Annotated in this window: 29 protein-coding genes; 7 read left to right on the forward strand and 22 right to left on the reverse strand. The window is 65.2% G+C overall.

Annotated elements, in window-relative coordinates; all coding sequences use genetic code 11:
- Positions 1 to 7 precede the first annotated feature (7 nt).
- From A9513_RS26955 to hpaI, 4 genes are read left to right on the forward strand one after another with little or no spacing between them, the layout of a single operon-like run.
- Complete coding sequence (locus A9513_RS26955) at positions 8 to 400, forward strand: 5-carboxymethyl-2-hydroxymuconate Delta-isomerase (RefSeq protein WP_065086094.1); 393 nt, start codon at positions 8 to 10, stop codon at positions 398 to 400.
- 44 nt (positions 401 to 444) lie between these two features.
- A complete protein-coding gene (locus A9513_RS26960) occupies positions 445 to 1,752 on the forward strand; it encodes an MFS transporter (RefSeq protein WP_065086095.1) in 1,308 nt (435 codons plus the stop codon).
- A gap of 11 nt (positions 1,753 to 1,763) precedes the next feature.
- Positions 1,764 to 2,567 (forward strand): 2-oxo-hept-4-ene-1,7-dioate hydratase, encoded by an 804-nt coding sequence (hpaH, locus tag A9513_RS26965; RefSeq protein ID WP_065086096.1) that lies wholly within the window; start codon positions 1,764 to 1,766, stop codon positions 2,565 to 2,567.
- 10 nt (positions 2,568 to 2,577) lie between these two features.
- Positions 2,578 to 3,381 carry a 4-hydroxy-2-oxoheptanedioate aldolase gene (hpaI, locus tag A9513_RS26970; protein WP_065086097.1) on the forward strand — a complete coding sequence of 268 codons (804 nt, stop codon included), beginning with the start codon at positions 2,578 to 2,580 and terminating at the stop codon, positions 3,379 to 3,381.
- Between the two features lie 57 nt (positions 3,382 to 3,438).
- On the opposite strand, the gene flhB is transcribed toward hpaI, so the two are convergent.
- From flhB to A9513_RS27030, 12 genes are all read right to left on the reverse strand, one after another.
- Positions 3,439 to 4,575: a flagellar biosynthesis protein FlhB gene (gene flhB / locus A9513_RS26975; protein ID WP_024764965.1), complete on the reverse strand. Its 1,137-nt coding sequence runs from the start codon at positions 4,573 to 4,575 to the stop codon at positions 3,439 to 3,441.
- Positions 4,575 to 5,351: a flagellar biosynthetic protein FliR gene (fliR, locus tag A9513_RS26980; RefSeq protein WP_024764964.1), complete on the reverse strand. Its 777-nt coding sequence runs from the start codon at positions 5,349 to 5,351 to the stop codon at positions 4,575 to 4,577. The genes flhB and fliR overlap by 1 nt, the downstream gene beginning before the upstream one ends.
- Positions 5,351 to 5,620, reverse strand: a complete 270-nt coding sequence (gene fliQ, locus A9513_RS26985; RefSeq protein ID WP_024764963.1) for a flagellar biosynthesis protein FliQ — start codon at positions 5,618 to 5,620, stop codon at positions 5,351 to 5,353. The genes fliR and fliQ overlap by 1 nt, the downstream gene beginning before the upstream one ends.
- Positions 5,621 to 5,654: 34 nt before the next feature.
- A complete protein-coding gene (gene fliP, locus A9513_RS26990) occupies positions 5,655 to 6,383 on the reverse strand; it encodes a flagellar type III secretion system pore protein FliP (RefSeq protein ID WP_231387635.1) in 729 nt (242 codons plus the stop codon).
- Positions 6,384 to 6,442: 59 nt separating this feature from the next.
- Entirely contained in the window at positions 6,443 to 6,922 is a 480-nt protein-coding gene (gene fliO, locus A9513_RS26995) for a flagellar biosynthetic protein FliO (RefSeq protein ID WP_024764961.1), read from the reverse strand.
- Position 6,923: 1 nt separating this feature from the next.
- The gene (gene fliN / locus A9513_RS27000) at positions 6,924 to 7,391 is read right to left on the reverse strand and encodes a flagellar motor switch protein FliN (RefSeq protein ID WP_024764960.1); all 468 of its coding nucleotides are present in this window, start codon (positions 7,389 to 7,391) and stop codon (positions 6,924 to 6,926) included.
- A gap of 22 nt (positions 7,392 to 7,413) precedes the next feature.
- Positions 7,414 to 8,385, reverse strand: a complete 972-nt coding sequence (gene fliM, locus A9513_RS27005; protein WP_024764959.1) for a flagellar motor switch protein FliM — start codon at positions 8,383 to 8,385, stop codon at positions 7,414 to 7,416.
- Positions 8,386 to 8,394: 9 nt separating this feature from the next.
- Positions 8,395 to 8,913, reverse strand: coding sequence for a flagellar basal body-associated protein FliL (gene fliL / locus A9513_RS27010; RefSeq protein ID WP_024764958.1), 519 nt, complete (start codon positions 8,911 to 8,913; stop codon positions 8,395 to 8,397).
- Positions 8,914 to 9,281: 368 nt separating this feature from the next.
- Positions 9,282 to 10,589 (reverse strand): flagellar hook-length control protein FliK, encoded by a 1,308-nt coding sequence (locus A9513_RS27015; RefSeq protein WP_065086098.1) that lies wholly within the window; start codon positions 10,587 to 10,589, stop codon positions 9,282 to 9,284.
- Between the two features lie 65 nt (positions 10,590 to 10,654).
- Positions 10,655 to 10,996: an Hpt domain-containing protein gene (locus A9513_RS27020; protein WP_065086099.1), complete on the reverse strand. Its 342-nt coding sequence runs from the start codon at positions 10,994 to 10,996 to the stop codon at positions 10,655 to 10,657.
- Positions 10,997 to 11,053: 57 nt separating this feature from the next.
- Positions 11,054 to 12,751: a SpoIIE family protein phosphatase gene (locus A9513_RS27025; protein ID WP_065086100.1), complete on the reverse strand. Its 1,698-nt coding sequence runs from the start codon at positions 12,749 to 12,751 to the stop codon at positions 11,054 to 11,056.
- A gap of 28 nt (positions 12,752 to 12,779) precedes the next feature.
- The gene (locus tag A9513_RS27030) at positions 12,780 to 13,085 is read right to left on the reverse strand and encodes an STAS domain-containing protein (RefSeq protein ID WP_024764954.1); all 306 of its coding nucleotides are present in this window, start codon (positions 13,083 to 13,085) and stop codon (positions 12,780 to 12,782) included.
- Between the two features lie 249 nt (positions 13,086 to 13,334).
- On the opposite strand from A9513_RS27030, the gene A9513_RS27035 reads away from it, so the two are divergent.
- The 3 genes from A9513_RS27035 to A9513_RS27045 all read left to right on the forward strand — a co-directional run bounded on the left by A9513_RS27035 (position 13,335) and on the right by A9513_RS27045 (position 15,830).
- Positions 13,335 to 14,051, forward strand: coding sequence for a TorF family putative porin (locus A9513_RS27035; RefSeq protein ID WP_024764953.1), 717 nt, complete (start codon positions 13,335 to 13,337; stop codon positions 14,049 to 14,051).
- Between the two features lie 305 nt (positions 14,052 to 14,356).
- Complete coding sequence (locus A9513_RS27040) at positions 14,357 to 15,160, forward strand: AraC family transcriptional regulator (protein WP_052239105.1); 804 nt, start codon at positions 14,357 to 14,359, stop codon at positions 15,158 to 15,160.
- 49 nt (positions 15,161 to 15,209) lie between these two features.
- Entirely contained in the window at positions 15,210 to 15,830 is a 621-nt protein-coding gene (locus A9513_RS27045) for a LysE family translocator (RefSeq protein WP_024764952.1), read from the forward strand.
- Here A9513_RS27045 and A9513_RS27050 read toward each other — a convergent pair.
- From A9513_RS27050 to A9513_RS27095, 10 genes are all read right to left on the reverse strand, one after another.
- On the reverse strand, positions 15,827 to 16,480 hold the full coding sequence (locus A9513_RS27050; protein WP_196912671.1) for a DUF1345 domain-containing protein: 654 nt from the start codon (positions 16,478 to 16,480) through the stop codon (positions 15,827 to 15,829). The two genes, A9513_RS27045 and A9513_RS27050, sit on opposite strands and share 4 nt — an antisense overlap.
- Positions 16,468 to 17,304, reverse strand: coding sequence for an aminoglycoside phosphotransferase family protein (locus tag A9513_RS27055; protein ID WP_037007210.1), 837 nt, complete (start codon positions 17,302 to 17,304; stop codon positions 16,468 to 16,470). The genes A9513_RS27050 and A9513_RS27055 overlap by 13 nt, the downstream gene beginning before the upstream one ends.
- Positions 17,305 to 17,350: 46 nt before the next feature.
- The gene (locus A9513_RS27060; RefSeq protein WP_024764949.1) at positions 17,351 to 17,686 is read right to left on the reverse strand and encodes a Rieske 2Fe-2S domain-containing protein; all 336 of its coding nucleotides are present in this window, start codon (positions 17,684 to 17,686) and stop codon (positions 17,351 to 17,353) included.
- Positions 17,683 to 17,997, reverse strand: a complete 315-nt coding sequence (locus A9513_RS27065; protein ID WP_024764948.1) for a YciI family protein — start codon at positions 17,995 to 17,997, stop codon at positions 17,683 to 17,685. The genes A9513_RS27060 and A9513_RS27065 overlap by 4 nt, the downstream gene beginning before the upstream one ends.
- A complete protein-coding gene (locus A9513_RS27070; protein WP_024764947.1) occupies positions 17,994 to 18,866 on the reverse strand; it encodes a dioxygenase in 873 nt (290 codons plus the stop codon). The genes A9513_RS27065 and A9513_RS27070 overlap by 4 nt, the downstream gene beginning before the upstream one ends.
- Before the next feature lie 39 nt (positions 18,867 to 18,905).
- Positions 18,906 to 19,973, reverse strand: a complete 1,068-nt coding sequence (locus A9513_RS27075) for a maleylacetate reductase (protein ID WP_024764946.1) — start codon at positions 19,971 to 19,973, stop codon at positions 18,906 to 18,908.
- An 8-nt stretch (positions 19,974 to 19,981) separates the two neighbouring features.
- On the reverse strand, positions 19,982 to 21,445 hold the full coding sequence (locus tag A9513_RS27080) for an aldehyde dehydrogenase family protein (RefSeq protein WP_024764945.1): 1,464 nt from the start codon (positions 21,443 to 21,445) through the stop codon (positions 19,982 to 19,984).
- 99 nt (positions 21,446 to 21,544) lie between these two features.
- Positions 21,545 to 22,564 (reverse strand): hypothetical protein, encoded by a 1,020-nt coding sequence (locus tag A9513_RS27085; RefSeq protein ID WP_024764944.1) that lies wholly within the window; start codon positions 22,562 to 22,564, stop codon positions 21,545 to 21,547.
- Between the two features lie 41 nt (positions 22,565 to 22,605).
- Positions 22,606 to 23,100 (reverse strand): hypothetical protein, encoded by a 495-nt coding sequence (locus A9513_RS27090; protein ID WP_024764943.1) that lies wholly within the window; start codon positions 23,098 to 23,100, stop codon positions 22,606 to 22,608.
- Between the two features lie 134 nt (positions 23,101 to 23,234).
- Positions 23,235 to 24,173, reverse strand: a complete 939-nt coding sequence (locus A9513_RS27095; RefSeq protein WP_024764942.1) for a LysR family transcriptional regulator — start codon at positions 24,171 to 24,173, stop codon at positions 23,235 to 23,237.
- Positions 24,174 to 24,367: the final 194 nt, after the last annotated feature.

A 24,367-nucleotide genomic window follows, 5' to 3' on the forward strand; every position in this document is an offset into this window, starting at 1 on the left:
CCTCTGGATGCCGCACTTCATCGTCGAGTACACGCACAACATCGAAGCCGAGGCGAACCTACCCAGTCTGTTCGAGAAGGTCCACGCGTCCCTTGGTGCGAGCGGTATCTTCCCTCTCGGCGGAATCCGCAGCCGCGCCATACGCCTGGATACCTGGCGCATGGCCGACGGCCAACAGGACTACGCCTTCGCTCACATGAGCCTGAAAGTGGGAGCGGGACGCGACCTGGAAACTCGCCGACACGTCGCGGAGGCGCTCTTTCAGGTCATCACCGCGCACTTCGCGACGCTCCAGCAGCGTCGGCTACTGGCCTTGTCGTTCGAAATGAGCGAGCTGAACGCCGAGCTCAACTACAAGCAGAACAACGTCCACGCCTTTCTCTCGGGGCAGACGAGCTGACGCTCGTTGCCCTTATCGGCCACTCACACAATAAAGACAACATCATGAGCACAGCCACTCCCGTTACCACCACTGCCCCATCCTCCCGCGCCACTGCCACTCACCAGAAAGTGCTCTGGCGACTGATGCCGCTGCTGCTGGTGTGCTACGTCTTCGCCCATCTGGACCGCATCAACATCGGTTTCGCCAAGCTGCAGATGAGTACCGACCTGCACTTCAGCGACACCGTCTACGGCCTCGGTGCCGGGTTGTTCTTCGTCGCCTATGCGCTATTCGGCGTGCCCAGCAACCTGATGCTAGAACGCGTCGGCCCACGCCGCTGGATTGCTTTCCTGATGGTGACCTGGGGCCTGCTCTCCAGCGCCATGCTGCTGGTACAGAGCGCCTCCGGATTCTACGCCCTGCGCCTGCTGCTGGGGGTGGCCGAGGCGGGCTTCTTCCCTGGCATCCTGGTGTTTCTCAACCGCTGGTTCCCGGCCAACCGCCGCGCCCAGGTCACCGCCCTGTTCGCCATCGCCGTGCCCATGGCGGGGGTCATCGGAGGACCGCTGTCCGGCGGGATTCTCGAAGGCTTCCATGACTTCCTCGGATTACGCGGCTGGCAATGGATGTTCCTCATCGAAGGCCTGCCAGTCGTGCTGCTGGGCATGGTGGTCTGGCATTGCCTGCCGGAAAGCTTCGAGCGCGTGGGCTGGCTGAGCGAGGTGCAGAAGGCAGAGTTGCGCGAGCAACTCGACAGCGAGGAACAACGCAAGCAGATCACCTCCTTCAGCGGCATCTTCCGTGATCGCCATGTCTGGCTGCTGGTGGCCATCTACTTCGCGGTGATGCTCGCGGTGAACACCCTGGCGTTCTGGATGCCCAGCCTGATCCACGGTACCGGCATCGCATCCGATGGTCGCGTCGGACTGCTCAGCGCCCTGCCTTACCTGGCTGGCTGCGTGTTCATGATCGGCCTCGGGCGCTCCTCGGATCGCCGCCGCGAGCGGCGCTGGCATCTTGCCGTGCCGTTGTTGATGGCTGCCGCCGGCCTGACCCTCACCGGCCTGCTGCCCAGCAACACCACGCTGGTACTCAGCGGGCTGGTGCTCACCGGGATGGGCGCCAGCGCAGCGCTACCGATGTTCTGGCAACTGCCGCCGGCCTTTCTCGCCGACCGCACCCAGGCGGCCGGCATCGCCCTGATCAGCTCCTTCGGCAGTATCGCGTCCTTCGGTGCCCCCTATTTCATCGGCTGGATGCGCGACACCACCCACAGTTCCAGCCTGGCCCTGTTCGTCCTGGCCAGCCTTATCGCCATCGGCGCCGCCCTGGTCCTGCGGGCCCCGGCCGCCGTGGTCAACCCTCGCTGAGAAACCCCACCATGCTCGACGCCACACTCATTCAGAAAGCCGCCGCCCGCCTCGATGCCGCCGAGCGCTCGCGCCAGCAGGTACGGCAATTCTCCCTCGACTACCCCGACATCAGCCTCGACGACGCCTATGCCATCCAGCGCATGTGGGTTGAACGCAAGATCGCTGACGGCCGCGTGCTCAAAGGGCACAAGATCGGCCTGACATCACGCGCCATGCAGGTCTCATCGAACATCAGCGAACCCGATTACGGCGTGCTGCTCGACGATATGTTCTTCGACGAAGGCAGTGACATCCCCTTCACCCGCTTCATCGTGCCGCGCGTGGAAGTGGAGCTGGCATTCATACTCGGCAAGCCGCTGAAAGGTCCGAACGTCACCTTGTTCGACGTCCTAGACGCCACCGAGTGGGTGATCCCCGCACTGGAGATCATCGACGCACGCATCCAACAAGTGGACCCTGACACCCAAGCCACACGCAAGGTTTTCGACACCATTTCCGACAACGCCGCCAACGCCGGTGTAGTGATGGGCGGCCGTGCGGTGCGGCCCAGCGATATCGACCTGCGCCGGGTACCTGCGATCCTCTACCGCAACGGCGTAATAGAGGAATCCGGAGTCTCGGCCGCCGTGCTCAATCATCCGGCCAAGGGCGTGGCCTGGCTGGCCAACAAACTGTCGCCCTACGACGTCACCCTGCTGCCCGGCCAGGTGATTCTTGGCGGCTCCTTCACCCGCCCGGTGGCCGCGGCGCCAGGGGACACCTTCCATGTCGATTACGACCAGCTCGGCAGCATCTCTTGCCGCTTTGTGTGAGGTGAGGCCCATGCACACGCCCATCAATGTCTTCAAACAACGCCTGCAATCCGGTGAGCCACAGATCGGCCTGTGGCTTGGCCTGGCCGACCCCTATTGCGCGGAGCTGTCGGCCAACGCCGGCTTCGATTGGCTGTTGATCGACGGCGAACACGCCCCCAACGACCTGCGCAGTCTGCTCGGCCAACTGCAAGCGGTGGCGCCCTACCCGGTACAGCCGATCATTCGTCCGGCACTCGGTGATACGGCATTGATCAAGCAGTTGCTCGACATCGGAGCGCAAACCCTTCTGGTCCCCATGGTCGACTCCGCCGAGCAAGCGGGCGAACTGGTGCGCGCCATGCGTTATCCACCCTTTGGCGTACGGGGTGTTGGCAGCGCCCTGGCCCGCGCCTCGCGCTGGAACAATATCCCTGCCTATCTGGACGAAGCCGACGCGCAGATGTGCCTGCTGGTACAGGTGGAAAACCTCGAGGGTCTGGCCAACCTCGACACCATCGCCGCCGTGGACGGTGTCGATGGTGTATTCATCGGCCCAGCGGACCTCAGCGCAGCCATGGGCCATCGCGGCAACCCCGGGCACCCGGAAGTCCAGGCCGCCATCGAGGATGCCATCACATGTATCCGGCGAGCCGGCAAGGCCGCCGGCATCCTCAGCGCCGATGAGCGGCTCGCCCGGCGCTACCTGGAGTTGGGCTGCAACTTCGTCGCCGTCGGCGTCGATACCAGCCTGCTGATGCGCTCGCTGCGTGAACTCGCCGGGCGCTTCAAGGGGCAACCGTTAGCGGCCCCAAGCACCTCTGCCGTGTATTGAGAATGGCAAGCGGCGCCTCACGAGACTGCTGCACTTCACTGTTGCAGCACTTCACCCTCACTCGTCGCGGCGCAGATCCGGCGGAATCGGCAGGTCCGGCATCGGCCCCGGGCGTTTGCCCTTGCCGGCGCGGTACTGCTTGAGCTGGTAGACATAGGCCAGCACCTGGGCGACCGCCAGGTAGAGGCCGGCGGGAATCTCGTGATCGAGTTCGGTGGAGTAGTACACCGCCCGCGCCAGCGCCGGGGATTCGAGCACGGTGACCTTGTGCTCCTGGGCGATCTCGCGAATCTTCAGGGCCATGAAGTCGTTGCCCTTGGCCAGCAGGCGCGGTGCGCCGCCCTTCTCGGCGTCGTACTGCAGGGCCACGGCGAAGTGGGTCGGGTTGGTGATCACCACGTCGGCCTGGGGCACCGCCTGCATCATGCGTCGGTTGGCCATCTCGCGCTGCATCTGGCGGACCTTGGCCTTGACCTCCGGCTTGCCCTCGGAGTCCTTGTACTCGTCCTTGACCTCCTGCTTGGTCATCATCAGCTTCTTGCGGTTGTCCCAGAGCTGGAACGGAACGTCCGCGGCGGCGATGAAGATGATGCTGCAGGCCAGCCAGAAGGCGCTCCAGCCCACGACCTTGGCGCTGTGCACCATGGCCTGCTCCAGCGGCTCGTGGGACATCGCCAGCAGGTCGTCCTGGTCGGACTTGAGCACCAGTATCGCCACGATCAGCACCAGCACGAACTTGGCCAGCGCCTTGAGCAACTCGGTCAGCGAGCGCAAGGAGAACATGCGCTTGAGTCCCGCCAGCGGGTTCATCCGGCTGAACTTGGGCGCCAGCGCCTCGGCGGAAAACAGCCAGCCGCCCAGGGCCACCGGCCCGATCAGCGCAGCCACCAGCAACACGGCGAGGATCGGCCAGACGCCGTCGGCGCCGATCTTCGCACCCGCGATCAGCAGGTTGAGCATGCTCTCGCTGTTCATCGCCGTGGCGCGGTCGAACTCGAAGCTGCCGCGCATCAGGCGCAGCAGCGCATCGGCGAGGCTGGCGCCGAACATCAGCAGACCACCGGCGCCGGCGAGCAGCACGGCCAGGGTGTTCAGCTCCTTGGACCTGGGTAGCTGCCCTTTCTCGCGCGCGTCGCGGCGCCGTTTCTCTGTAGGTTCCTCTGTCTTGTCTTCGCTACTGTCGTTCTCGGCCATCAGCGGGCCCCCACGAGTTCGCGAAGCAGGCGCAGGCCTTCACTGGCCAGTGCCTGGTACTGAGTCAGAATGTCGGCACTGCCAATCCAGACAATGACGAACCCCATGACCAGGGTCAGGGGGAAACCGATGGAGAAGATATTCAGCTGCGGCGCGGCGCGCGTCATGGCGCCGAACGCGAGGTTGACCACCAGCAGCGCGGTGATCGCCGGCAAGGCGATCATCAGCCCGGCCCCCAGGACCCAGCCGAGCTTCCCGGCCACGGTGATGAAATGGTTGCTCGACAGCCCCTCGCCCACCGGCAGCGTGTTGAAGCTTTCCGCCAGCACCTCGAACACCACCAGGTGGCCGTTCATGGAGAGGAACAGCAGCGTCACCAGCATGGTGAAGAACTGCCCCAGCACCGGCACGGAAATGCCGTTGGTGGGGTCGACCATGGAGGCGAAACCCAGGCCCATCTGCATGGAGATGATCTGCCCGGAGATGACGAAGGCATGGAACATCAACTGCAGGACGAAGCCGAGCATGGCGCCGACGAGGATTTCCTGGGCGATGTAGACCATCGCCTTGAGGCTCAGCGCGTCCACCTGCGGCATCGGCGGCAGGTTCGGCACCAGGGCCACGGCGATCGCCACGGACAGGTAGAGGCGCACACGGGTGGGCACCAGCTGGGTGCCGATGATCGGCATCACCATCAACATCGCTGCGATGCGGAACAGCGGGAACAGGAAGGCCCCGATCCAGCCGCCGATCTGCGCGTTGCTGAGCTCGAGCATCAGCCGATCAGCGTCGGGATGCTGGTGATCAGCGACTGGGTGTACTCCATCAGCTGCCGCAGCAGCCAGGGCCCCAGCACGATCAGGGTCATCAATACCACCAGCAGGCGCGGCAGGAAGCTCAGGGTCTGCTCGTTGATCTGAGTGGCGGCCTGGAACATCGCCACGATCAGGCCCACCAGCAGACTGGGCAACACCAGAACGCCGACGATTACGGCGGTCAGCCAGAGCGCTTCACGGAACAGGTCGACGGCGACTTCGGGGGTCATGGCTGCTCCTGTCGTTCAGCAGAGAGGTTCATCGCTAGACCGTCCCGAAACTGCCGGCGAGCGTACCGATGATCAGTGCCCAGCCGTCCACCAGGACGAACAGCATGATCTTGAACGGCAACGAGATGATCAGCGGCGAGAGCATCATCATGCCCATCGCCATCAGTACGCTGGACACCACCAGGTCGATGATCAGGAACGGAATGAAGATCATGAAACCGATCTGGAAGGCCGTCTTCAACTCCGAAGTGACGAACGCCGGCACCAGGATGGTCAGGGGCGTGGCGTCGGCGCTGGCGATGTCGGTGCGCTTGGACAGCCGCACGAACAGCTCCAGATCCGATTGCCGGGTCTGCGCCAGCATGAAGGCCTTGAGCGGCACCTCGGCGCGGGTGATCGCTTCCTGTGCCGGGATCTGCTCGTTCAGATAGGGCTGCAGCGCGGTGCTGTTGATCTTGTCGAACACCGGCGCCATCACGAACAGCGTCAGGAACATGGCCAGGCCGATCAGCACCTGGTTCGACGGCGTGCTCTGCAGGCCCAGCGCCTGGCGCAGGATGGAGAAGACGATGATGATCCGCGTAAAGCTGGTCATCAGCATGACGAACGCCGGGATGAAGCTCAGCGCCGTCATGATCAGCAGGATCTGCAGGCTGACCGAATACTCCTGCTGCCCCTGCGGGTTGGTGGTCACGGTGATCGCCGTCAGTTGCGTCGGATCAGCGGCGAAGGCCTGGGGCGCGGCCAGCGCCAGCAGGGCCAGGAGCAGCGGCGCGAAACGCTTGAGCGCGCCGATCAGCACGGAAGAAGTCGGCGAACGGGTCACTGCGGGCGGCCCTTGTCCTTGTTCAGCAATTCCAGCAGGCGCTGGGCGAATTCCGGCTGCGCGGGCTCCGTCTCGGCGGCATGCACCGGCTGGCGCATGACGTGCAGCGGAGTAATGCGGCCCGGCGTCAGGCCCAGCAGCACCTGCTCCTCGCCCACCTGCACCAGCACCAGACGATCGCGCGGGCCGAGCGCCTGGCTGGAAATCAGGCGGATCGACTGATTGCCGCGCGGCACCACCTGCTGCACGCGGCGCACCAGCCAGGCGAGCAGGAAGATCAGGCCGACCACCAGCACCAGGCCCAGCAGCAGTTGCATCAGCTGGGCGCCGGCGCTGCCGGTGATCAGGCTCGGCGTGGAGCTGGCGTGGACGATGGCCGGGTTGGATGCCGGAACCTTGCCGGCCTCGTCGGCCATCGCCAGGAGGGACAGCCCCGCCAGCGGCAGGACGGACAGTTTCGCGAGCAGGCGGGCCATGTCAGCGCAGCTTCTTGATGCGTTCGCTGGGGCTGATCACGTCGGTGAGGCGGATGCCGAACTTCTCGTTCACCACCACCACTTCGCCGTGGGCGATCAGCGTGCCGTTGACCAGCACGTCCAGCGGCTCGCCGGCCAGGCGATCGAGTTCGATCACCGAGCCCTGGTTGAGCTGCAGCAGGTTGCGGATGCTGATGTCGGTGTGGCCGACCTCCATGGAAATGGTCACCGGAATATCCAGGATCACATCCAGGTTGGGGCCTTCGAGGCCGGCAATGGTCGGCGCCTTGGGCGCCATGCCGAACTCTTCCATCGGCGCGCGCGGCGCGGCGGGCACGGCCGGAGCGGCGGCGCCGGCCATCATCGCATCGATGTCGTCCTGGTTGGCGTCGCCCGATTCGGAGAGCGCCGCAGCCCATTCGTCGGCCAGTGCCTGTTCTTCGGGAGTCACGTTTTCTTCGTCTGACATGGTGGGTCCTCTTGGGATTCGCTCAGCGCGGGCGCACGAGCGGATCGAGAATCTGCAAGGCCAGGTTGCCCTTGTGCGAACCCAGCTTGACCTTGAAGGAAGGCACGCCGTTGGCGCGCATGATCATGTGCTCGGGCAGTTCCACCGGGATCACATCACCCGGCTGCATGTGCAGGATGTCCCGCAGCTTGAGCTGGCGGCGCACGACGGTGGCGCCCAGCGGCACGTTGACGTCGAGGATGTCCTCGCGCAGGGCGTTGATCCAGCGCTCGTCCTGGTCGTCCACGTCGGACTGGAAGCCGGCGTCGAGCATCTCGCGGATCGGCTCGATCATTGCGTACGGCAAAGTGATGTGCAGGTCGCCGCCGCCGCCGTCCAGTTCGATGTGGAAGGTGGAGACCACCACCACTTCGCTGGGGCTGACGATGTTGGCCATCGCCGGGTTCACCTCGGAGTTCACGTACTCGAAGGTGATCGGCATCACCGCTTGCCAGGCTTCGGCGAGATCGACGAAGGCCTGCTCGATGACCATCCGCACCACGCGCAGCTCGGTGGGGGTGAACTCGCGGCCCTCGATCTTGGCGTGGCGCCCGTCGCCGCCGAAGAAGTTGTCCACCAGCTTGAACACCAGCTTGGCGTCGAGGATGAACAGCGCGGTGCCGCGCAGGGGTTTCATCTTCACCAGGTTGAGGCTGGTGGGCACGTACAGCGAATGCACGTACTCGCCGAATTTCATCACCTGCACGCCGCCCACGGCGACGTCCGCCGAGCGGCGCAGCAGGTTGAACATGCTGATGCGGGTGTAGCGGGCGAACCGCTCGTTGATCATCTCCAGGGTCGGCATGCGGCCCCGGACGATGCGGTCCTGACTGGTCAGGTCGTAGGACTTGATCGCCCCCGGCTCGACGTCGGACTCGGTTTCCACCAGGCCATCGTCCACGCCGTGCAACAGCGCGTCGATCTCGTCCTGGGAAAGTAGATCCTGCATGGCCATGGCGGGTACCTACTGCAATACGAAGTTGGTGAAAAGCACTTGCTCCACGGTCAACTGACCGGTCGCCTTCTTCGCCAGTTCCTGAAGACTGGAAGTCGCCTGCTGACGCAGCATTTCCTTGCCCACCGGCGTCACCAGCGTGTCGAAATTCTGACTGGAGAACAGCATCACCAGCTGGTTGCGCACCAGCGGCATCTGCTCGCGCAGCGCGTCCATCTGCGCCTGGTCGCGGCCCATCAGGGCGACGGCCACCTGCAGATAGCGCTGGCGACCGTTCTGATTGAAGTTGACCACGAAGGCCGGCGCGAGAATCTCGTAGACCGCCTGCTTCTTGGTCGGCTCCGCGTGCTCGGCGCTCTTGGCTTCGGCTTCCTCGGGCTTGGCGCTCTTGTGCAGGAAGAACCAGGTGCCGCCCACCGAGGCACCGACCGCCAACAGAAAGGCCAGTACGATAATGATGATGAGTTTCAGCTTGCCCTTGGCGGGCGCTTGTCCATCGGGAAGCGGAGGCTGTTCTTTCTTGGCCATGCCAAATATCCGTCACTATTCCGGCGCAATGCGCTGATACAGGGGGTATCAGCAAGGGCTGTGCCAGTTCGACTGGCGCCGCCGCGGATATTACAGGCTAGACGGAGGATGTCACGGGGAGCGTAAGAATTTTCCTGTGCACCATGAAGATCAGGCGTTGGGGCGACTAACAGGGAAACTCACTGCTCGGGCAATTCCCTCACCCCAGCCCTCTCCCAGAGGGAGAGGGGGCCTCCCGTACCTTTAACAGCGAAGGTGCTTGCCGGATGGCTGCGGACTGCCCAACCCTCAGCACAGTCCCCTCTCCCCTTGGGAGAGGGTGAGGGCGCTCTCAGGCGCGCCGCGCTGCCCCGCAAGCCGCACAGGAATCACGCGTAGTAATCCACCAATCCCCTGCCCTGCGCCGTCGATGCCGGGCGAATCTCCGATACGCCACTGATCATCGGCTCGTCGTCGCCACTGTCGGAACCGGCCACGCGCCGCGAACCGCCGCGCTCATCACCCTGCTGTTGCTGCTGCCAGCCACGGGCGGACTGGTCCGAGACGTTGACGTCCAGCTGGCCCATGCCCTGCTGGCTGAACATTTCGCGCAAGCGGTGCTGCTGGCTGTCCAGCGCTTCACGCACGCCGGCGTTGGCGCTGACGAAGTTCACCTGGGTCTGGTCGGCGGTCATGTGGATGCGCACCTCCAGGCGACCGAGGTCGGCCGGGTCCATCTGAATCTCGGCGGACTTGAGGTTCTGTGAGGACATCCACATCACCCGGTCCACCACCTGGTCGGTCCAGCCATTCTGCTGCATCGACACCGCCTGGCCGGGCACCAGCGGGTTCACCGGGCGAGTGGTCATGGCCTGTGGCGTGTTCAGCGCCTGGGTCAGGGACTCCAGACGCGCAGCGAAGGTCTCGTTGCGCGGCATCTCCGGCTTGGCGTCGGTCTGCACATCCGCCAATTGCTGGGTCAGGTCGGGAGCATCCTTCAGCGCGCCTTCGGCGAGCTTCGCTTCACCGCCCTTGGCGGCTGAATCCGGGTTCAGCGCGGCCAGGGCAGCGGACAAGTCGTTCTTCGCGTCGACGTTCGCCTTGCCGTCGGCCTTGGCTACCAGGTGGCCGGCCAGCTGCGTCTGCTGAACCTGCGGTGCCTGATCCTCGCCACCCAACCCCAGGGCCAGGCTCACGCCAGGGATCTCGTTGAGCTTCTGCAAGTCGCCATCGCTGCTGGCATCCGTCAGCTGGCTGGCCCCGCTGCTGACCACCAAGGGTGGCGCCTCGGGCTCCGGCAGTTGCCCGGTCATGCCCAGCATCAGCAGCGGGTCGAGGGTCGCGTCGGTCTTGGCTTCGGTATCGGCTGCCGTGCTGTCCTGCGCCTTGCTGGCGCCATCGGCCGGCAAGGCCTTGCCGTCCTCGGCAACCTTTGGCTGGTCGGCGGCAGCCGGCGCAGCAGAATCCTTGCTCGCGGTGCCCTTGTCGGCAGTGTCCCGAGGCTTGTCGGTCTTCGCCTTGACGGGCTTGTCCGGGCGCTCGCTGGCCGCCGGACGCTGCTCCTTGGCATAGACATCGGCGAAGCTGGAACCCTTGTCGTTGCTGCTGTTCGACGAATTCTGGGCAGACTTGGAGAGCGCCGCCTTGGGCCTGGTGTCAGGCGTCGACGTCAATAACATATCCGGGGCGACAGCCATCGGAGTTCTCCGTTGATGTGAATATCCAACACGGAGATAGCAAGGCGCGGGCCAACTCGGAAAACTCAGGGGCGACCGGGCACCAGCAGGGTACGGACGATGGAGAATTCGTGCTCGACCTTGCCGATCAGGCTCTGGGCGCTGGCCAGGTCATTCTGCCGTGCGGCCTCTTCCAGGCGCTTGCACAGGCTGCTCAGTACGGAAGCGCCCATGTTGCCGCAGCTGCCCTTGAAGCTGTGCGCAGCGTGGCGCAGGGCTGGCGCATCGCTGACGGCGGATGCCTCGCGGATGCTGCGCAGGCGCTCTTCGGAGTCGCTGAGGAAGGTCTCCACCAGGAGCGGGTACTCGTCTTCCATGATCGACAGCAAATTGCTCAGCACGGCGCCATCGAGATGCGGCTCGGACATGGGGCACTCCCTGGAGGACGGCTCGCCACCCTGCGGGGGGGGACAAGAAGGCCCCGATTATGCCTGAGCCGACCAGAAGAACTCCACGGCCACGGTCTTGCCGTCGCTCGACCACTGGCAGCGGTCGGCCAGTTGCCGGACCAGCGTGAGGCCGCGCCCGCAGAGACTGCCGGCAGCCTGCTGCGAAGCGAGCACCGCGCCGACGTCGAAACCCTCGCCACTGTCCTCCACCCGCATCAGCAACCGCCCGCCATCGCCGTGGGGCGCGAGGTCGAGGTGGAAACGCACGAAGCCGTCGTGCAGCTCGTGGAGACGCTGGCTGCGCTCCTGGTAATAGCGGGCGAAGCCGGCGGCATCGCACTTGAGCGTGGAGTCCAGGCCCATGACGCCGTGCTCCAGGGCGTTGGAGTACAGCTCGGCGAGTACGGTGTAGAGCGCGCCGCCGCGCGGGCGCAGGTCGTGCACTTCCATCAGCAACTGCAGCAGGAAAGGCAGGGGATTGAAATTGCGCAGGGTCGGCGCGCGGAACTCGAAACTGGCGGACCAGTCCAGCGGGCTGCTCAGGCCATTGTCGGAGAACGCCAGCGGCGGGCGCTGCAGCGAGTCCTCGGGGACCAGCGCGACCTCCAGCATGCTGACGTCATCCTGGGCCTCGCCGCGGAAGCGCGCCAGGGCGGCCTGGATACCATCGAACAGGCGCGCGGAGCTTGGCTCGCTGTCGTAGACCTCGCGCAGGCGCTGCTCCCCGAACACTTCGCCGGCGGCATTGCGCGCTTCCAGCACCCCGTCGGAGAAGAGAAACACTCGGTCGCCCTCCTCCATGGCGTAGACCTCGCAGTGGTCGCTGAAGGCAGACGCCTCGAGTATCCCCAACGGCAAGTGCCGCGAAACCAGCGGAACGATCTCGCGCGGCTGCTGGCGCAGCAGGTAGCCATTGGGCAGGCCGCCGTTCCACACCTCCACCAGGCCGCGCTGGAAACTCAGGTTGAGCACCGCGGCGCAGCAGAACACCCCTACCGGGAGGATGCGCTTGAGCTTGGCATTCATCTCCCGAAGGATGTCCGCCATCGGGTAGCCCTTGGCGGTCATGCCGTAGAACACCTCGGCCAGCGGCATGGCACCGATGGCCGCGGGCAAGCCATGGCCGGTGAAGTCACCGAGCAGCACGTGCATGCCGCCGGAAGGCTTGAAGGCCGCCAGCAGCAGGTCGCCGTTGAACAAGGCAAAGGGTGATTGCAGATAGCGGATATTCGCCGCATTCAGGCACCCCGAATGCGCCACCTTGTCGAACACCGCCTTGGCCACCCGCTGCTCGTTGAGCAGGTGTTCGTTGTGCCGGGCGATCAGGTCGCGCTGCTCCAGCACCATCCGCTGCAGGTGATGCAGGCGCCCCATGGCGCGGATCTTGGCTTCGAGGATGATGCGGTTGTAGGGCTTGGAGAGGAAGTCGTCGCCGCCCGCCTCCAGGCTCTGCACCAGCGCCTCGGGCTCGCTCAGCGAGGTGAGGAAGATGATCGGCACCAGCTCTTCGCCGGCCTGCCGGCGAATCCGCCGCGCCGCCTCGAAGCCGTCCATCACCGGCATCAGTGCATCCATCAGCACCAGCTGCGGGCGCTCCTGGGCGAACAGCGCCAGGGCTTCCAGCCCGTTGGCGGCGGTGAGCACGCGATGACCCTGGCGGCTGACGATGGTCGACAGCAGCAGGCGGTCGGCGGCGTTGTCGTCGGCGATCAGTACCGTGAGGAGTTCGGACATGGCCGTTGCCACTGCGGACCGGGCCGCGTCAGCTGATCTTGAACAGCTGCTCGAAGTTGGAAATGGCCAGCACCTTGCGCACATCGGGGTTGCAGTGTACCAGGCTGACCTGCGCGCTCTCGCCACCGGCATGGTCGCGCAGCAGCAGGAGCATCCCCAGCGCCGAGCTGTCCAGATAGGTGGCGCCCTTCAGGTCCACCACGTAGCGCTTGGGAGTGGTCTCGACGCGCTCGTAGGCGTTGCGGAACTCCTGGTGTGCGCCGAAATCGAAACGCCCCTGGACCACGATGGTGAGCTCCTGCCCGTCAGCGGAGGGAACGGAAGTGATGGCCATGGGATTCTCCTTATCGATCAATGGTCGCGCACGAGCTTGAAGATGTAGCAGTTAGCGATGACAGCGGCAACCTCGGCGAGCGATGGGAAACCGCCGGGCCAGGCCCGTCTGGCCCTCGCCGCGCCAGTCGATTAATGGACCACCGGTCGACACAGGCATGGCGAATGCCTTTACCCTTTTACGCGTGCGACGCGGGGTGAAGGCTCGCAAGAAGCCATGTAAGGCTCGCAGCCGCAAGAAGGGGGGAGTATGACCAAGTCCATTCTCATCGCGGCCTGCATGTTGTGTGCAGCGCCGTATGCAGCCGCCCAGGTGATGCAGCGCGAGCTGGGTGACTTCGAACTCAAGTTCGCCAACTCGCCGACGCGCAGCATGGCCCAGGGGCTGGTCCAGCCGGGCCAGGCCAGCAGCGCCCAGGGTGGCCTCGACATCACCCACGACAGTGGGTGGTATGTGGGCAGCTGGACATCGAACCTGGAGCAGGAGAAGCCCCTGGAGATCGACAGCTACGCCGGCTTCAAGCATCCGCTGGGTGATGGCAAGCTGGGCTACGAAGTAGGCACCCTGCGCTACAGCCGCCCGGAGCAACCCGACTACGACAGCCAGGCGCTCTACGGTGGCCTCTCGGTGTTCGGCAGCCGCCTCGGCGCGGCCTACAGTGCCCAGGCCGGGCGCAGCACCGCGACGCTGTTCACCGACCTGGGCGTACAGTCCGACCTCGGCTTCGACGTGACCTTCAAGTACTCCGCCTACAGCCTCGCCTCCCCCGTGAGCCTGAGCAGCGGCGGCAGCGTCAGCGAGTACGGCGACTGGTCGTTGAACTTCAGCCGACCGTGGAAAGGCATCGACCTGAACTTCTCCTACAGCGGCAGCAGCCTCACCGGCGGCGACTGCAGTGCCTACTCCGGGCACAACGCCTATTGCGACTCGGCATTCATGTTCAAGGCGTCGCGGCCGTTCTTCTGAGCCTGGACATTCTCAGTCCCCGGAGCCCCCTCACCCCAGCCCTGGCTGCGCGCCCCGCTCCTGAGGCAGAGGGGGTAGTCCGTGCCAGGGCTGAATCCACCGTTTTTCCTGCGCCATCGCTTCCCGCTGAGACCGGCCCACCCGCCTACACCGAACGGCCCTCTCTCCCTCGGGAGAGGGTGGGGGTGAGGGGCAAACCGAGTACCGATGGTCGGCAGCGGCGAAAGAGTCAATTTCATTCAAGAGCACCGCTGCACAAGGGGCTACTCTGCCAGTCACCACCCCACGCCCGCAGGCTCTGACCCATGCTGCACCGAGTGAACTGCACCTCCACTGCCCTGCCCGGCCTGCGCACCGTCGAGATCCTCACCCAGCGCAGCTTCCCGCGTCATGCCCACGACGAGTACGGCATCGGCGTGATGCTGGAGGGCGGCCATCGTTCGTGGAGCGGCCGCGGCCAGGTCGAGGCCGGGCCGAGCGACATCATCACCGTGAGCCCCAATGAACTGCACGACGGCATTCCCCTGCGCAGTGCGCCCCGCCGCTGGTGGATGCTGTACGTCGAGCCGACGCTGATTGCACGACTGGCCGGCCGGGAGATGGCAGGCCGGGAGTTTCCCCTGCCGACGCTGGCCGACCCGCGACTCGCCCGACGCATCGCCAGCCTGTTGCAGCGCCTGCCGGACGCTTGCGCCGATGAAGCCAGCGAAGGCCTGCTCGACCTGTTCGGCGATCTGCTCGACCGGCGTACCGCCACGACAGCGGCCGCCCTGCCCTCCCGGAGCGTGGCGCGCATGCTCGAACGGATTCATGATGACCCACGCCACGCTCCCACACTGGCCGAGCTCGCCGGCCTGGCCGGGCTGACCCCCTTTGCGGCCCTGCGCCGCTTCCGCCGCGAACTGGGCACCACGCCCCACGCGTACCTGCTGCAGTACCGCGTGCGAGTGGCCCACAAGGCCATCGGCGAGGGCCGCTCGCTGGCCGAAGCGAGCCTGCTCGCCGGGTTCGCCGACCAGTCCCACATGACCCGCGCCTTCGCCCGCCAGCTCGGGCCGACGCCAGGACAATGGCGCTCCTCGCTCAGGGCACCACTACCAGCCCCCTGAGTTCGCCGGCCTCACGGCCTCACTTCTTGCAGACAGGAAACCCACGGGAATGAACGCAGAATTCCTGCTGACGGCGTTCGTCGTCGTTTTGCTGCCCGGCACCGGTGTGCTCTACACGCTGGCCGTCGGCCTCGGTCTCGGTGCCCGCGCGGCCACCCTTGCGGCACTGGGCTGCACACTGGGCATGGTCCCGCAATTGCTGCTCGCGACCTTCGGCCTGTCGCTGATCCTGCAGGCCAGCGCGGCCAGCTTCCAGGTCATCAGATGGCTGGGCACCGCCTACCTGCTGTTCATCGCCTGGCAGGTATTGCGCGGCAACGGCGCCCTGGCGCTGGACTCGGCCGGCAGCCCGCGCAGCACCACCCAACTGGTGGGCACCGGGCTCTGGCTCAACCTGCTCAACCCCAAGCTCGGGCTGTTCTTCCTGGCCTTCCTGCCGCAGTTCGTGCCGGCCGGCAGCGCGGACGCCAAGGCCCTGTTCCTGGTGCTCGGCCTGGCATTCGCACTGATGACCTTCCTCGTCTTCATCGGCTATGGGCTGCTGGCTGCCCGGGTGCGCGACCACGTGATCGGCCGACCCGCCGTGATGAAAGGGATTCGCTGGGGCTTCTCGCTGGCCTTCGTCGTGCTTGCGCTGCGCCTGGCCGCCGAGACGCTGCCGCCCACCTAGCCGACCAAGCCGGCGCCCATGTTGATCGCCAGCCCCAGGATCGCGGTATTGAACAGGAAGCCGATCACCGAGTGCGCCAGCACCACCTTGCGCATCGAACGCGAGGCGACTTCCACATCGGAGGTCTGCACCGCCACGCTGAGGGTGAAGGAGAAGTAGAGGAAGTCCCACAGGTCCGGATGCTGTTCGCCTTCGGGAAAGCGCAGCACCGGCTTGCTCTCGTGGGCGGCATAGAACATCCGCGCGTAATGCATGCTGAACATGGTGCCGATGAGGAACCAGGAACCGAGCACGGTGCTGGCCGTGAAGGCATAACGCACCAGCTTCTCGCGGTCACCGGCGTGGGATGCGGTGGCCAGTTCGACGATGATCGCCCCCAGGCTCGCCAGCGCCGCCACGATGATCAACACCAGCACTGCTTCGGCGTTCTCGTCCTCGATGCTCGCCACGCGCTTCACCTGAGCGGCATCGGCGCGCCAGGCCAGCCAGCCGATCAGCAGCACGTACAGCCAGGCCATGCCGTTCCACCCCACCAGCACCCGCGTCATGGGTGACAGCCAGTAGCAGGCCAGCCCCGCCAGAACGCCGAACAACCCGGCCCCCAGCAGGCGTGGATGCGCTCGCAACAACGTGCGATTCACGCGCAGCATGCGCTGCGGTCCAGTTCGGCGGCCGCCAGTTGCGCGACGGTGAGATCGCTCTCTGCGGCCATGCCGTCGTCGAGGAACCAGGCGGCGGAGAGACCGGCGAAAGCCAGAACCCACTCCAGCAGGCGCCGCCGATCGACACGGGCGTGCTCGACGATCACATCCAGCTGGCGGAGAAATCGCGCGCGCTCGCGAGAGGTGGGCAGGTCCGGGTTGCACAGCAGGTTGGCGTAGTCGAACAGATGCTCGCCATACAGACGCTTGGGATCGATGGCGCGCCAGCCGCGCTCGCCGAAATCCAGGATGTTGTCGTGATGGACGTAGCCGTGCAGCACGCCCCGATCATGCTCGCTGGCGAGCAACGCTTCGGCGGTTTCCAGGCAGCGCGGGAACAGGCCGCCGTAACGCGCCGCCGCCGGCGCGAGGTCACGGAACCATTCGCGCAGCCCCAGCAGTGGCGGCAGCGGTTGTTCCTGCGGCCAGTGCAGGCGGCGCACGACATCACAGACGATGCGGCTGGCCTGGTCGTCCTCGCCGTTGAGCGCCATGTGCATCAGCGATCGAGTTCCCTCGGCTCGCTCCATCAGGAGGGTGTCACCGTCAAAGGCGTAGACCAGCGCGGCGCCCTCGCCATTCCACCAGTTCATCACCTGCGCGCCGACCTGCTCGTCGATGTCCAGCGCACGCTTGACCATCGCTGCCCGGCCGCGCCAGCGCACCGGCAGGAGGTGGCTGCTGGGCGTGATAATGGGCTCGCCTTCGGGAGTGAGCTGCCACAGGTCCAGGACACGGTCGAAATCCACAGGCACAGGCGCAGGCAACGGCATGGAGAGATTCCACTGGTGGGGGCTGCCTGGAGGCTAGCACGCGATATCAGCCCTGTAGATAGACCCCGCCCGCTTCCATGCGCATCGCCAGCGCCTCCAATTGCCGCCCCTTGCACGGCCCTTCGACGCAAACACCGTCGTCGAAGCGGAACATGGCACTGTGGTGCGCGCACATCAGCACCTCGCCGCGGTAGGTGCTGAAGGTCCCCGGATAGACATCGAGCTTCACGGAAAAATGCGGGCAGCGGTTACGGTACAACCAGACCCGGTCGCCCCTGCGTACCGCTACCACGGCCAGGGGCTTGCCATCGAGCTCCACCTCGAACCCCCGTCCGCCACCGTCCACCAGATCGCCCAGCCGGCACAGCTGCAATTCGCTCATGATGCCGCCTCCTGCACAGGCTGGCCCAAGCCCCACAGCCAGGGACGCACTTCCAGGTGGGCAAACAGATCATTGCGAATGTACGGATCATCCTGAAGGAACGCCTCCACCTCGGTCCGGGACGCCGCCTGTACCACCAGCAGGGTTCCGTTCATCCGCTGGCCCTCGCTATCCAGCGTTGGCCCACCGAGGCATACCCGCACACCATGCGGCTGCGGGCAACGCAGATACTCGCGATGGGCCGGACGCAGGCGCTCGCGCCTTTCGTCCATGCCGGGCCGGTCGGTAGCGAACACGACGAAATAGCTCATGCCGGCTCCAGGACGAAGTCATAGTCCGCCATGCGGAAGGCCGTGTCGAAGCCAAACCGGGCCGCCAGTGGATCGTCCGCGGCGCAGGATCGGTAAGCGACGCGCAGGGCGTCCTTGACACCGAATACCGCATCCGAATCCAGATACGGATCCCCCTCATTGAACAGGTGCGTGACCAGCCGCCGATGGCCCGGCGCATCGATCATGAAGTGCAGGTGCGCGGGACGCCACGGATGGCGGGCGGTAGCGTTCAGCAGCCGCCCCACCGGCCCATCGGTGGGAATCGGATAGCTCACCGGCAACGTCGAGCGAATGGCATAACACCCCTGTTCGTCGGTGTGATAGCGACCGCGCAGGTTGCCCTCGGCCTGTCCGATATCCTGCCCCGAATACATGCCATTGGCGGCGCACTGCCAGACATCCAGGCAGGCACCGACCAGCGGCCGCCCCAGCGTATCGAACACCTTCCCCCGCACCAGTATGGGTTCACCGGATGTCAGGGCCATGTTTTCGCCGTAGGCCCGCTCCGGCATGCCGGCGATGTAGAAAGGGCCGAACACCGTGGTCGCAGTGGCCTCCTGGGAGTATCGGTGGTTGATCGCATCCACCAGCATCGACACACCCAGCACGTCGGACAGCAGGATGAACTCCTGACGGATTCGCCCATCGCACTTCTGTCCCGTCTCGGTGAGGAAACGAATACCTTCGAACCACTCCTCCTCGCTCAGCTCGACCTCGCTGACGAACGCGTGCATGTGCCGCACCAGCGCCTGCACCAGGTGTCGCAGGCGCCGATCGGGTGTGGCCTCAAGGCTGTGTAGCACCTGCCCGGTGATCGTCGCTTCGTCGATGTCGCTATGACTGTTCATTGGCGCACCTCATGGATTCTTGTTTTGGTTTGCCGGCACTCAGGCCGGCGGCATGCCGGCGCGGGCGCGCTCGAGCAGCGCTTGGATGGCGTCGGCCTCGAAGGGACGCGGGTTGTAGTACGGATTGGAGCAAGCGATGCGCGCGGTTTCCGCCGGCCCTTCGGGTGGGAAGCCGATCTCGGCGAGGGACGTTGGAACGCCGATCCGCCGGTTCAGCGCATACAGCAGGCCGCCGACTTCCTCCGCCTGACTGCCGCCCAGCGCTCGCGCGGCCCGTTCCAGTGCCGGCCGTGCCGCGTCGCGGTTGTAGTTCACCGAGTACGGCAGCAGTACCGCATGGCTTTGCGCATGCGGCAGGTTGAAGGTGCCGCCCAGCGTGTGGCAGAGCTTGTGATGGATGGCCATGCCTACCGATCCCAGGCAGATACCCGCCAACCAGGCGCCATACAGCGCACGGCCACGGGCCTGGCGATCCTGCGGATCGTCGACGATCGTCGGCAAGGCCTCGGCCAGCGCACGGATCGAGTCTTCAGCCATCAGGCTGACGATGGGGTTGGCGTCTTCGGCATAGAGCGCCTCGATGGCGTGGGCCATGGCGTTCATCCCCGAGCAGGCGGAGATGTCCGCGGGCAGGCTGAGGCTGAACTGCGGATCGTAGATCACCGTCCTGGGCAGCACGCGGACATCGCGTCCGGTCCTCTTCAAGCGATTCTCGGTAAGGCCGTAGATCGGCGTCATCTCGGAGCCGGCATAAGTGGTCGGAATCGCCAGAATCGGCAGGCCGAACTCCAGCGCGATGGCCTTGCCCAGGCCGATGGTCGAGCCGCCGCCGACCGCCACGCAGCAATCCGCGCCCAGCCGCTTGGCTTCCTCGCAGGCCGCCTGGGCAACCTCCACCGGTACATGCATCACTGCCTGCGGATAGACGCCCGCCGAGCGCTCACCCAGCAGCCCGGCGATCCGTTCGCCTAGCTCGCGCTGCTCCGGCGTGGTGAGGATCAGCGCGCGTCTTGCGCCCAGCCGCTCGATCTCTTCGGCCAGCGCATCAATCCTGTTCCAGCCAAAGATCACGCGGATCGGCAGGCTCTGGTAAACGAAAGCATCCATGGTGCGCCTCAACGTTTGAAATGCGGGGGAATGCGAGCATCGACGTTGACCCACACCGAATGCGCCTCGGTGTAATCGTGGATCGCCTCGAAGCCCATTTCGCGGCCGTAGCCCGACTGGCCAACGCCACCGAAGGGGCTGCCGGGGCTGACCCGCTTGTAGCAGTTGATCCAGCACATGCCGGCGCGGATGCCTGCGGCCATGCGGTGCGCCCGCTGCAGGTCGCGCGTCCACAGGCCGCTGCCCAGGCCGTAGGGCGTGGCATTGGCAATCGCCAGCGCCTCTTCGTCGGTACGGAAGCGCAGCACGGTGACGAAGGGACCGAAAACCTCCTCCTGGGCCACGCGGTCGTCCACCTTGGCCTCGACCACGGTTGGTTCGACGTAGTACCCATTGGCGAGACTCGGCGCACTGGGTGCCTTGCCGCCGGTCAGCACCCTGCCGCCCTGCTGGCGAGCAATATCGACGTAGGCCAGCACGCGGTCACGGTGCAGCGCCGAGGTCAGGGGGCCCATCTCGGTCTGCGGGTCGCTCGGATTGCCCAGGCGGATGGAGCGCGCCAACGCAATGAAACGCTCGAGGAAGGCATCGGCGATGTCCTCGTGCAGCACCAGGCGCGAACCGGCGATGCAGGCCTGCCCCTGGTTGTGGAAGATGGCCCAGGCCGCCCCGTTGATGGCGGCTTCCAGGTCAGCATCGGCGAAGACGATATTGGCGCCCTTGCCGCCCAGTTCCAGTTGTACGCGCTTGAGGTTGCCCTGGGACGCTTCGACGATGCGCCGGCCAATGGCGGTGGAACCGGTGAAGGCGATCTTGCCCACATCGGGATGCTCGGCCAGGCGCTGGCCGGCAGTGTGGCCATAGCCGGGCACCACGTTGACCACCCCGGCAGGGAAACCGACCTCGTGCATCAGTTCGGCAATGCGCAAGGTCGACAGCGGCGTGATCTCCGACGGCTTGATCACCACGGTATTGCCGGCGGCCAATGCCGGGCCCATTTTCCAGCTGGTGAACATCAGCGGGAAGTTCCACGGCACGATCTGCCCGACCACGCCGATGGGCTTGCGCTGCACGTAGTTGAGGAAGCCAGCCTCCACCGGGATTACCGAGCCCTCGATCTTGTCCGCCATGCCGCCGAAGTAGCGGAAACAGGCGGCAGTGCGCGGGACATCCAGGCCACGGCAATCGCGGATCGGATGCCCGGTATCCAGCGACTCCAGCTGAGCCAGTTCGTCGGCGACGGCCTCGATGCGATCGGCCAGCTTCAGCAGCAGGCGCCCCCGCTCCGCGGCCCCCAGCGCAGCCCAGGCAGGAAAGGCTCGGTGCGCGGCGGCTACGGCGAGGTCGACATCCGCCACCTCGGCGGCGGCGATCGAGGTGATCAGTGAGCCATCGTGGGGGGACAGGACATCCAGGGTGCCTCCGTTGATCGCCGGAACGAAACGGCCATCGATGAACAGCTGATTTTGCATAGGGGTACTCCTCACGGCGCTGTGGCGCCATGACAGAACGGAAAGCGGTGCGGAAGTACCGGCCCCGGTGGCGCAAACCACCGGAGGACCGGTCAGGTGTCAGAACTCGACCGGATAGGGCGCCAGCTCGCCACGGGCGTAGCGCTGCGGCAGGTCCGGCGTGGCGTTCTCCCACACCAGCAGCATCGAGCGTTTGGTCGAATAGCCCTGGTGCTGGATGTCGGCCGGCATCGCCGCGATATCGCCCGCCTTCATCACCACGCGCGCCATGGGTTCGCCGGTGTCCTTGTTGGCGATCTCCCAGTCGATCTGGTCGGAAAGTTGGAGGAACCACTCGACCCGGTCGTTACCGTGGAAGATCGGCAGGATGTACTCCTCGGTGGTCGGGCAGAACAGGCTGCCCTTGCACACCGAGGTCACCGACGGATTCCAGGTGACGTCCGAACGAGACAGATACTTGAACAGGTTGAACGCATGCAGTTGCCCTTCGAAGCCCGGCTCGGCATGCACCATCGGCTCGTCCTGCGACACATCGGCGAAGTGACGGTTCACCGGCAGGTCGTCGCGCAGCGGCGAGTCGCCGGGGATGCCCGGCATGCGGTCGGTGCCAACCCGGTAGCGGTCGATCGCCTCGATGTTGTCACCGGCCTTGCGGCCGAAGGCGCTGCCGGTTTCCTGGGGCGCGGCAAAGGGGTCGAACTCGGCGTTGGTCCAGTCGGCCAGGATGGCCTTGAAGGTCGCCATGATCAGCGGCGTTTCGAAGCGCTCGGTGTAGTTGACGCCCGAAGCCTTGAGCACGCCGTTGAAGGTGCCGGCGTACAGGTCGACGCTGCCGTAGTGGTTCTGCGTGCCGATCACCGTGTCGAAGTTCACCCAGCCGTAGAAGAACCCCCAGGCCACATCGCGCATCAGCGCGCGCAGGAAGGCATCGGCCGACATCAGGTGGGAGTGGGTCTCGCCCTTGGCGGGCCAGGAAATCTTGGCGAAATACTCGTCGCGGCTGAAGCTGAAGGCGCCCAGCGTGAAGCGGCGATAACCGGTGATGGGGTCCTTGTCGCTGGCCTGGACAAGGTCGGCGGCGAAGCTGGCAGATTTGGCTTTTTCTTGAGTCATGGCCATGGTCGAAATCCTCGAAAATGCTCGAACGCGGGTCGAATGGGTTACTTCAGGCAAATGTCCGCCCACTTCTGTACCGACAGCGGGCCGAGGATGGTCTGCAGCAACAGCACACCGGGCTTGGCGCTTTCGAAGCGATAGGCGCAGCCAACCGGCAACAGGCACTGGTGGCCACGCTTGAGCAGCACATAACCCATCGGCTTGCCCTTGGGCGACTCACCGGCCAGGCGGGTGCCCTCGCCTTCTACCAGCGGTGTATCGAGCTTGAGGAAATCGACGCGGATGTCGCCGTCCATGGAGATGGCGAACTCGTCGTGGGCACAGGTGAACCAGGGGGAGCGCCCTTCGGCGCGGAGGGTTTCGATGACGTAGTCGAGATTCTTGCCGACTACCACCTTCTCATAGGGCGCCGAACGCTCGGCGACCTCGAATACGTTGGAGAACACGTAATGGCTGGCCTTGCCCTTGACGATTTCGACCGAGCCTTTCTGGTAGTTGTCCAACGAACCGAAGACGGTCTTGAAAGCAGTTGAAGTCATTGCCGATCACCGTTGTCTGATTGTTGTTGTGCGAGTGGGTGAGGCACACGTTACGAGCCCATTCGGGGTCGCCACAATCCAACATCGGCCGACAACAGTGTTCGCGGAACACGAACACTTGTCTTGAAAATCAGCTAATCAGCCAGCTTTAGCCAACCCTTTTCGAACAATGGCCGATCCCATACCGGTTCGCCACCGATGCCGTCGAGCAGAAAATCCACCAGTGTGCGCACCTTCAACGCCTGCCGCTGGGTAGCGGGATAGACCGCGGAAAAGTCGAACGACGACAACGCATAGTCGGTCAGCACCGGCACCAGCCGCCCCGCCAGCAGGTCGTCGCTGGAAACCAGGGTTGGCAGGCAGACCACGCCGCCGGCATCCAGGGCGTAGTCGCGCAGCAAATGCACAGAGTTCGAACGCAACTGGCCATGCAGGCTGAGCTCCATCAGTTCGTCTTCGCCGTGGAACTGCCAGCGATTGCGCGAGGGATAGCCTTCATAGAGGCCAATCTTGTGCTGCAAAAGGTCCCGCGGATGTTCCGGTATGCCATGGCGCTCCAGGTAGCCGGGGGCCGCGCAGAACAATCGCCGCACTCGGAACAGACGTCTCTCGATCAGCGTCTCCGCCTGCGGCGGAAACATCTGGAAGGCCACGTCGAAGCCTTCCTCGATCGGATCGACCACGCGGTCGTTGACCACCACGTCAATCTCGATGTCCGGGTAGCGATGGGTGAAGTCCGCCAGCAAGGCGCCGAAATGACCGATGGCGAAACCAGGCAACATCTGCATCCGCAGCTTGCCGGTGGGCTGGGTGCGCATGTCCTGCATCTGCTCGGTCAGCGCATGGAAGCTGGCCACCATCTCCGCGCATTCCTTGTAATAGGTCTCGCCGACCTCGGACAGGCGGACATGACGGGTGCTGCGGTGGAACAGCGGCGCGCGGATCAGCTCTTCCAGTTGCTGTATCCGGTGAGTGATGACCGAGCGCGTCACCCCCAATTGCTGCGAAGCCTTTGAGAAGTTGCCGGTCTCGGCGACCCGGACGAAGGCTTCAAGGCTCAATAGACGGTCCATCACGGCTCCTCATAGTCGGCATCGCTCGCCCATTACGGCGAGGGGCACTCGCCAGCCACACTCAAGGTACCCAGACCAGGCGCCAACATGCCATTCCCAGCGTGGTCGTGTCCCGGAGTTCCTGGGCGCCGTGAACTGCGACGCTACAGAGAGAGTCCTGTAGCGGCCGGGCCACTGTGCTTTTTCTCGTTCAT

It is taken from the genome of Pseudomonas sp. AU12215, assembly GCF_001675465.2.
GTDB classification, from domain to species: Bacteria; Pseudomonadota; Gammaproteobacteria; order Pseudomonadales; family Pseudomonadaceae; genus Pseudomonas; species Pseudomonas nitroreducens.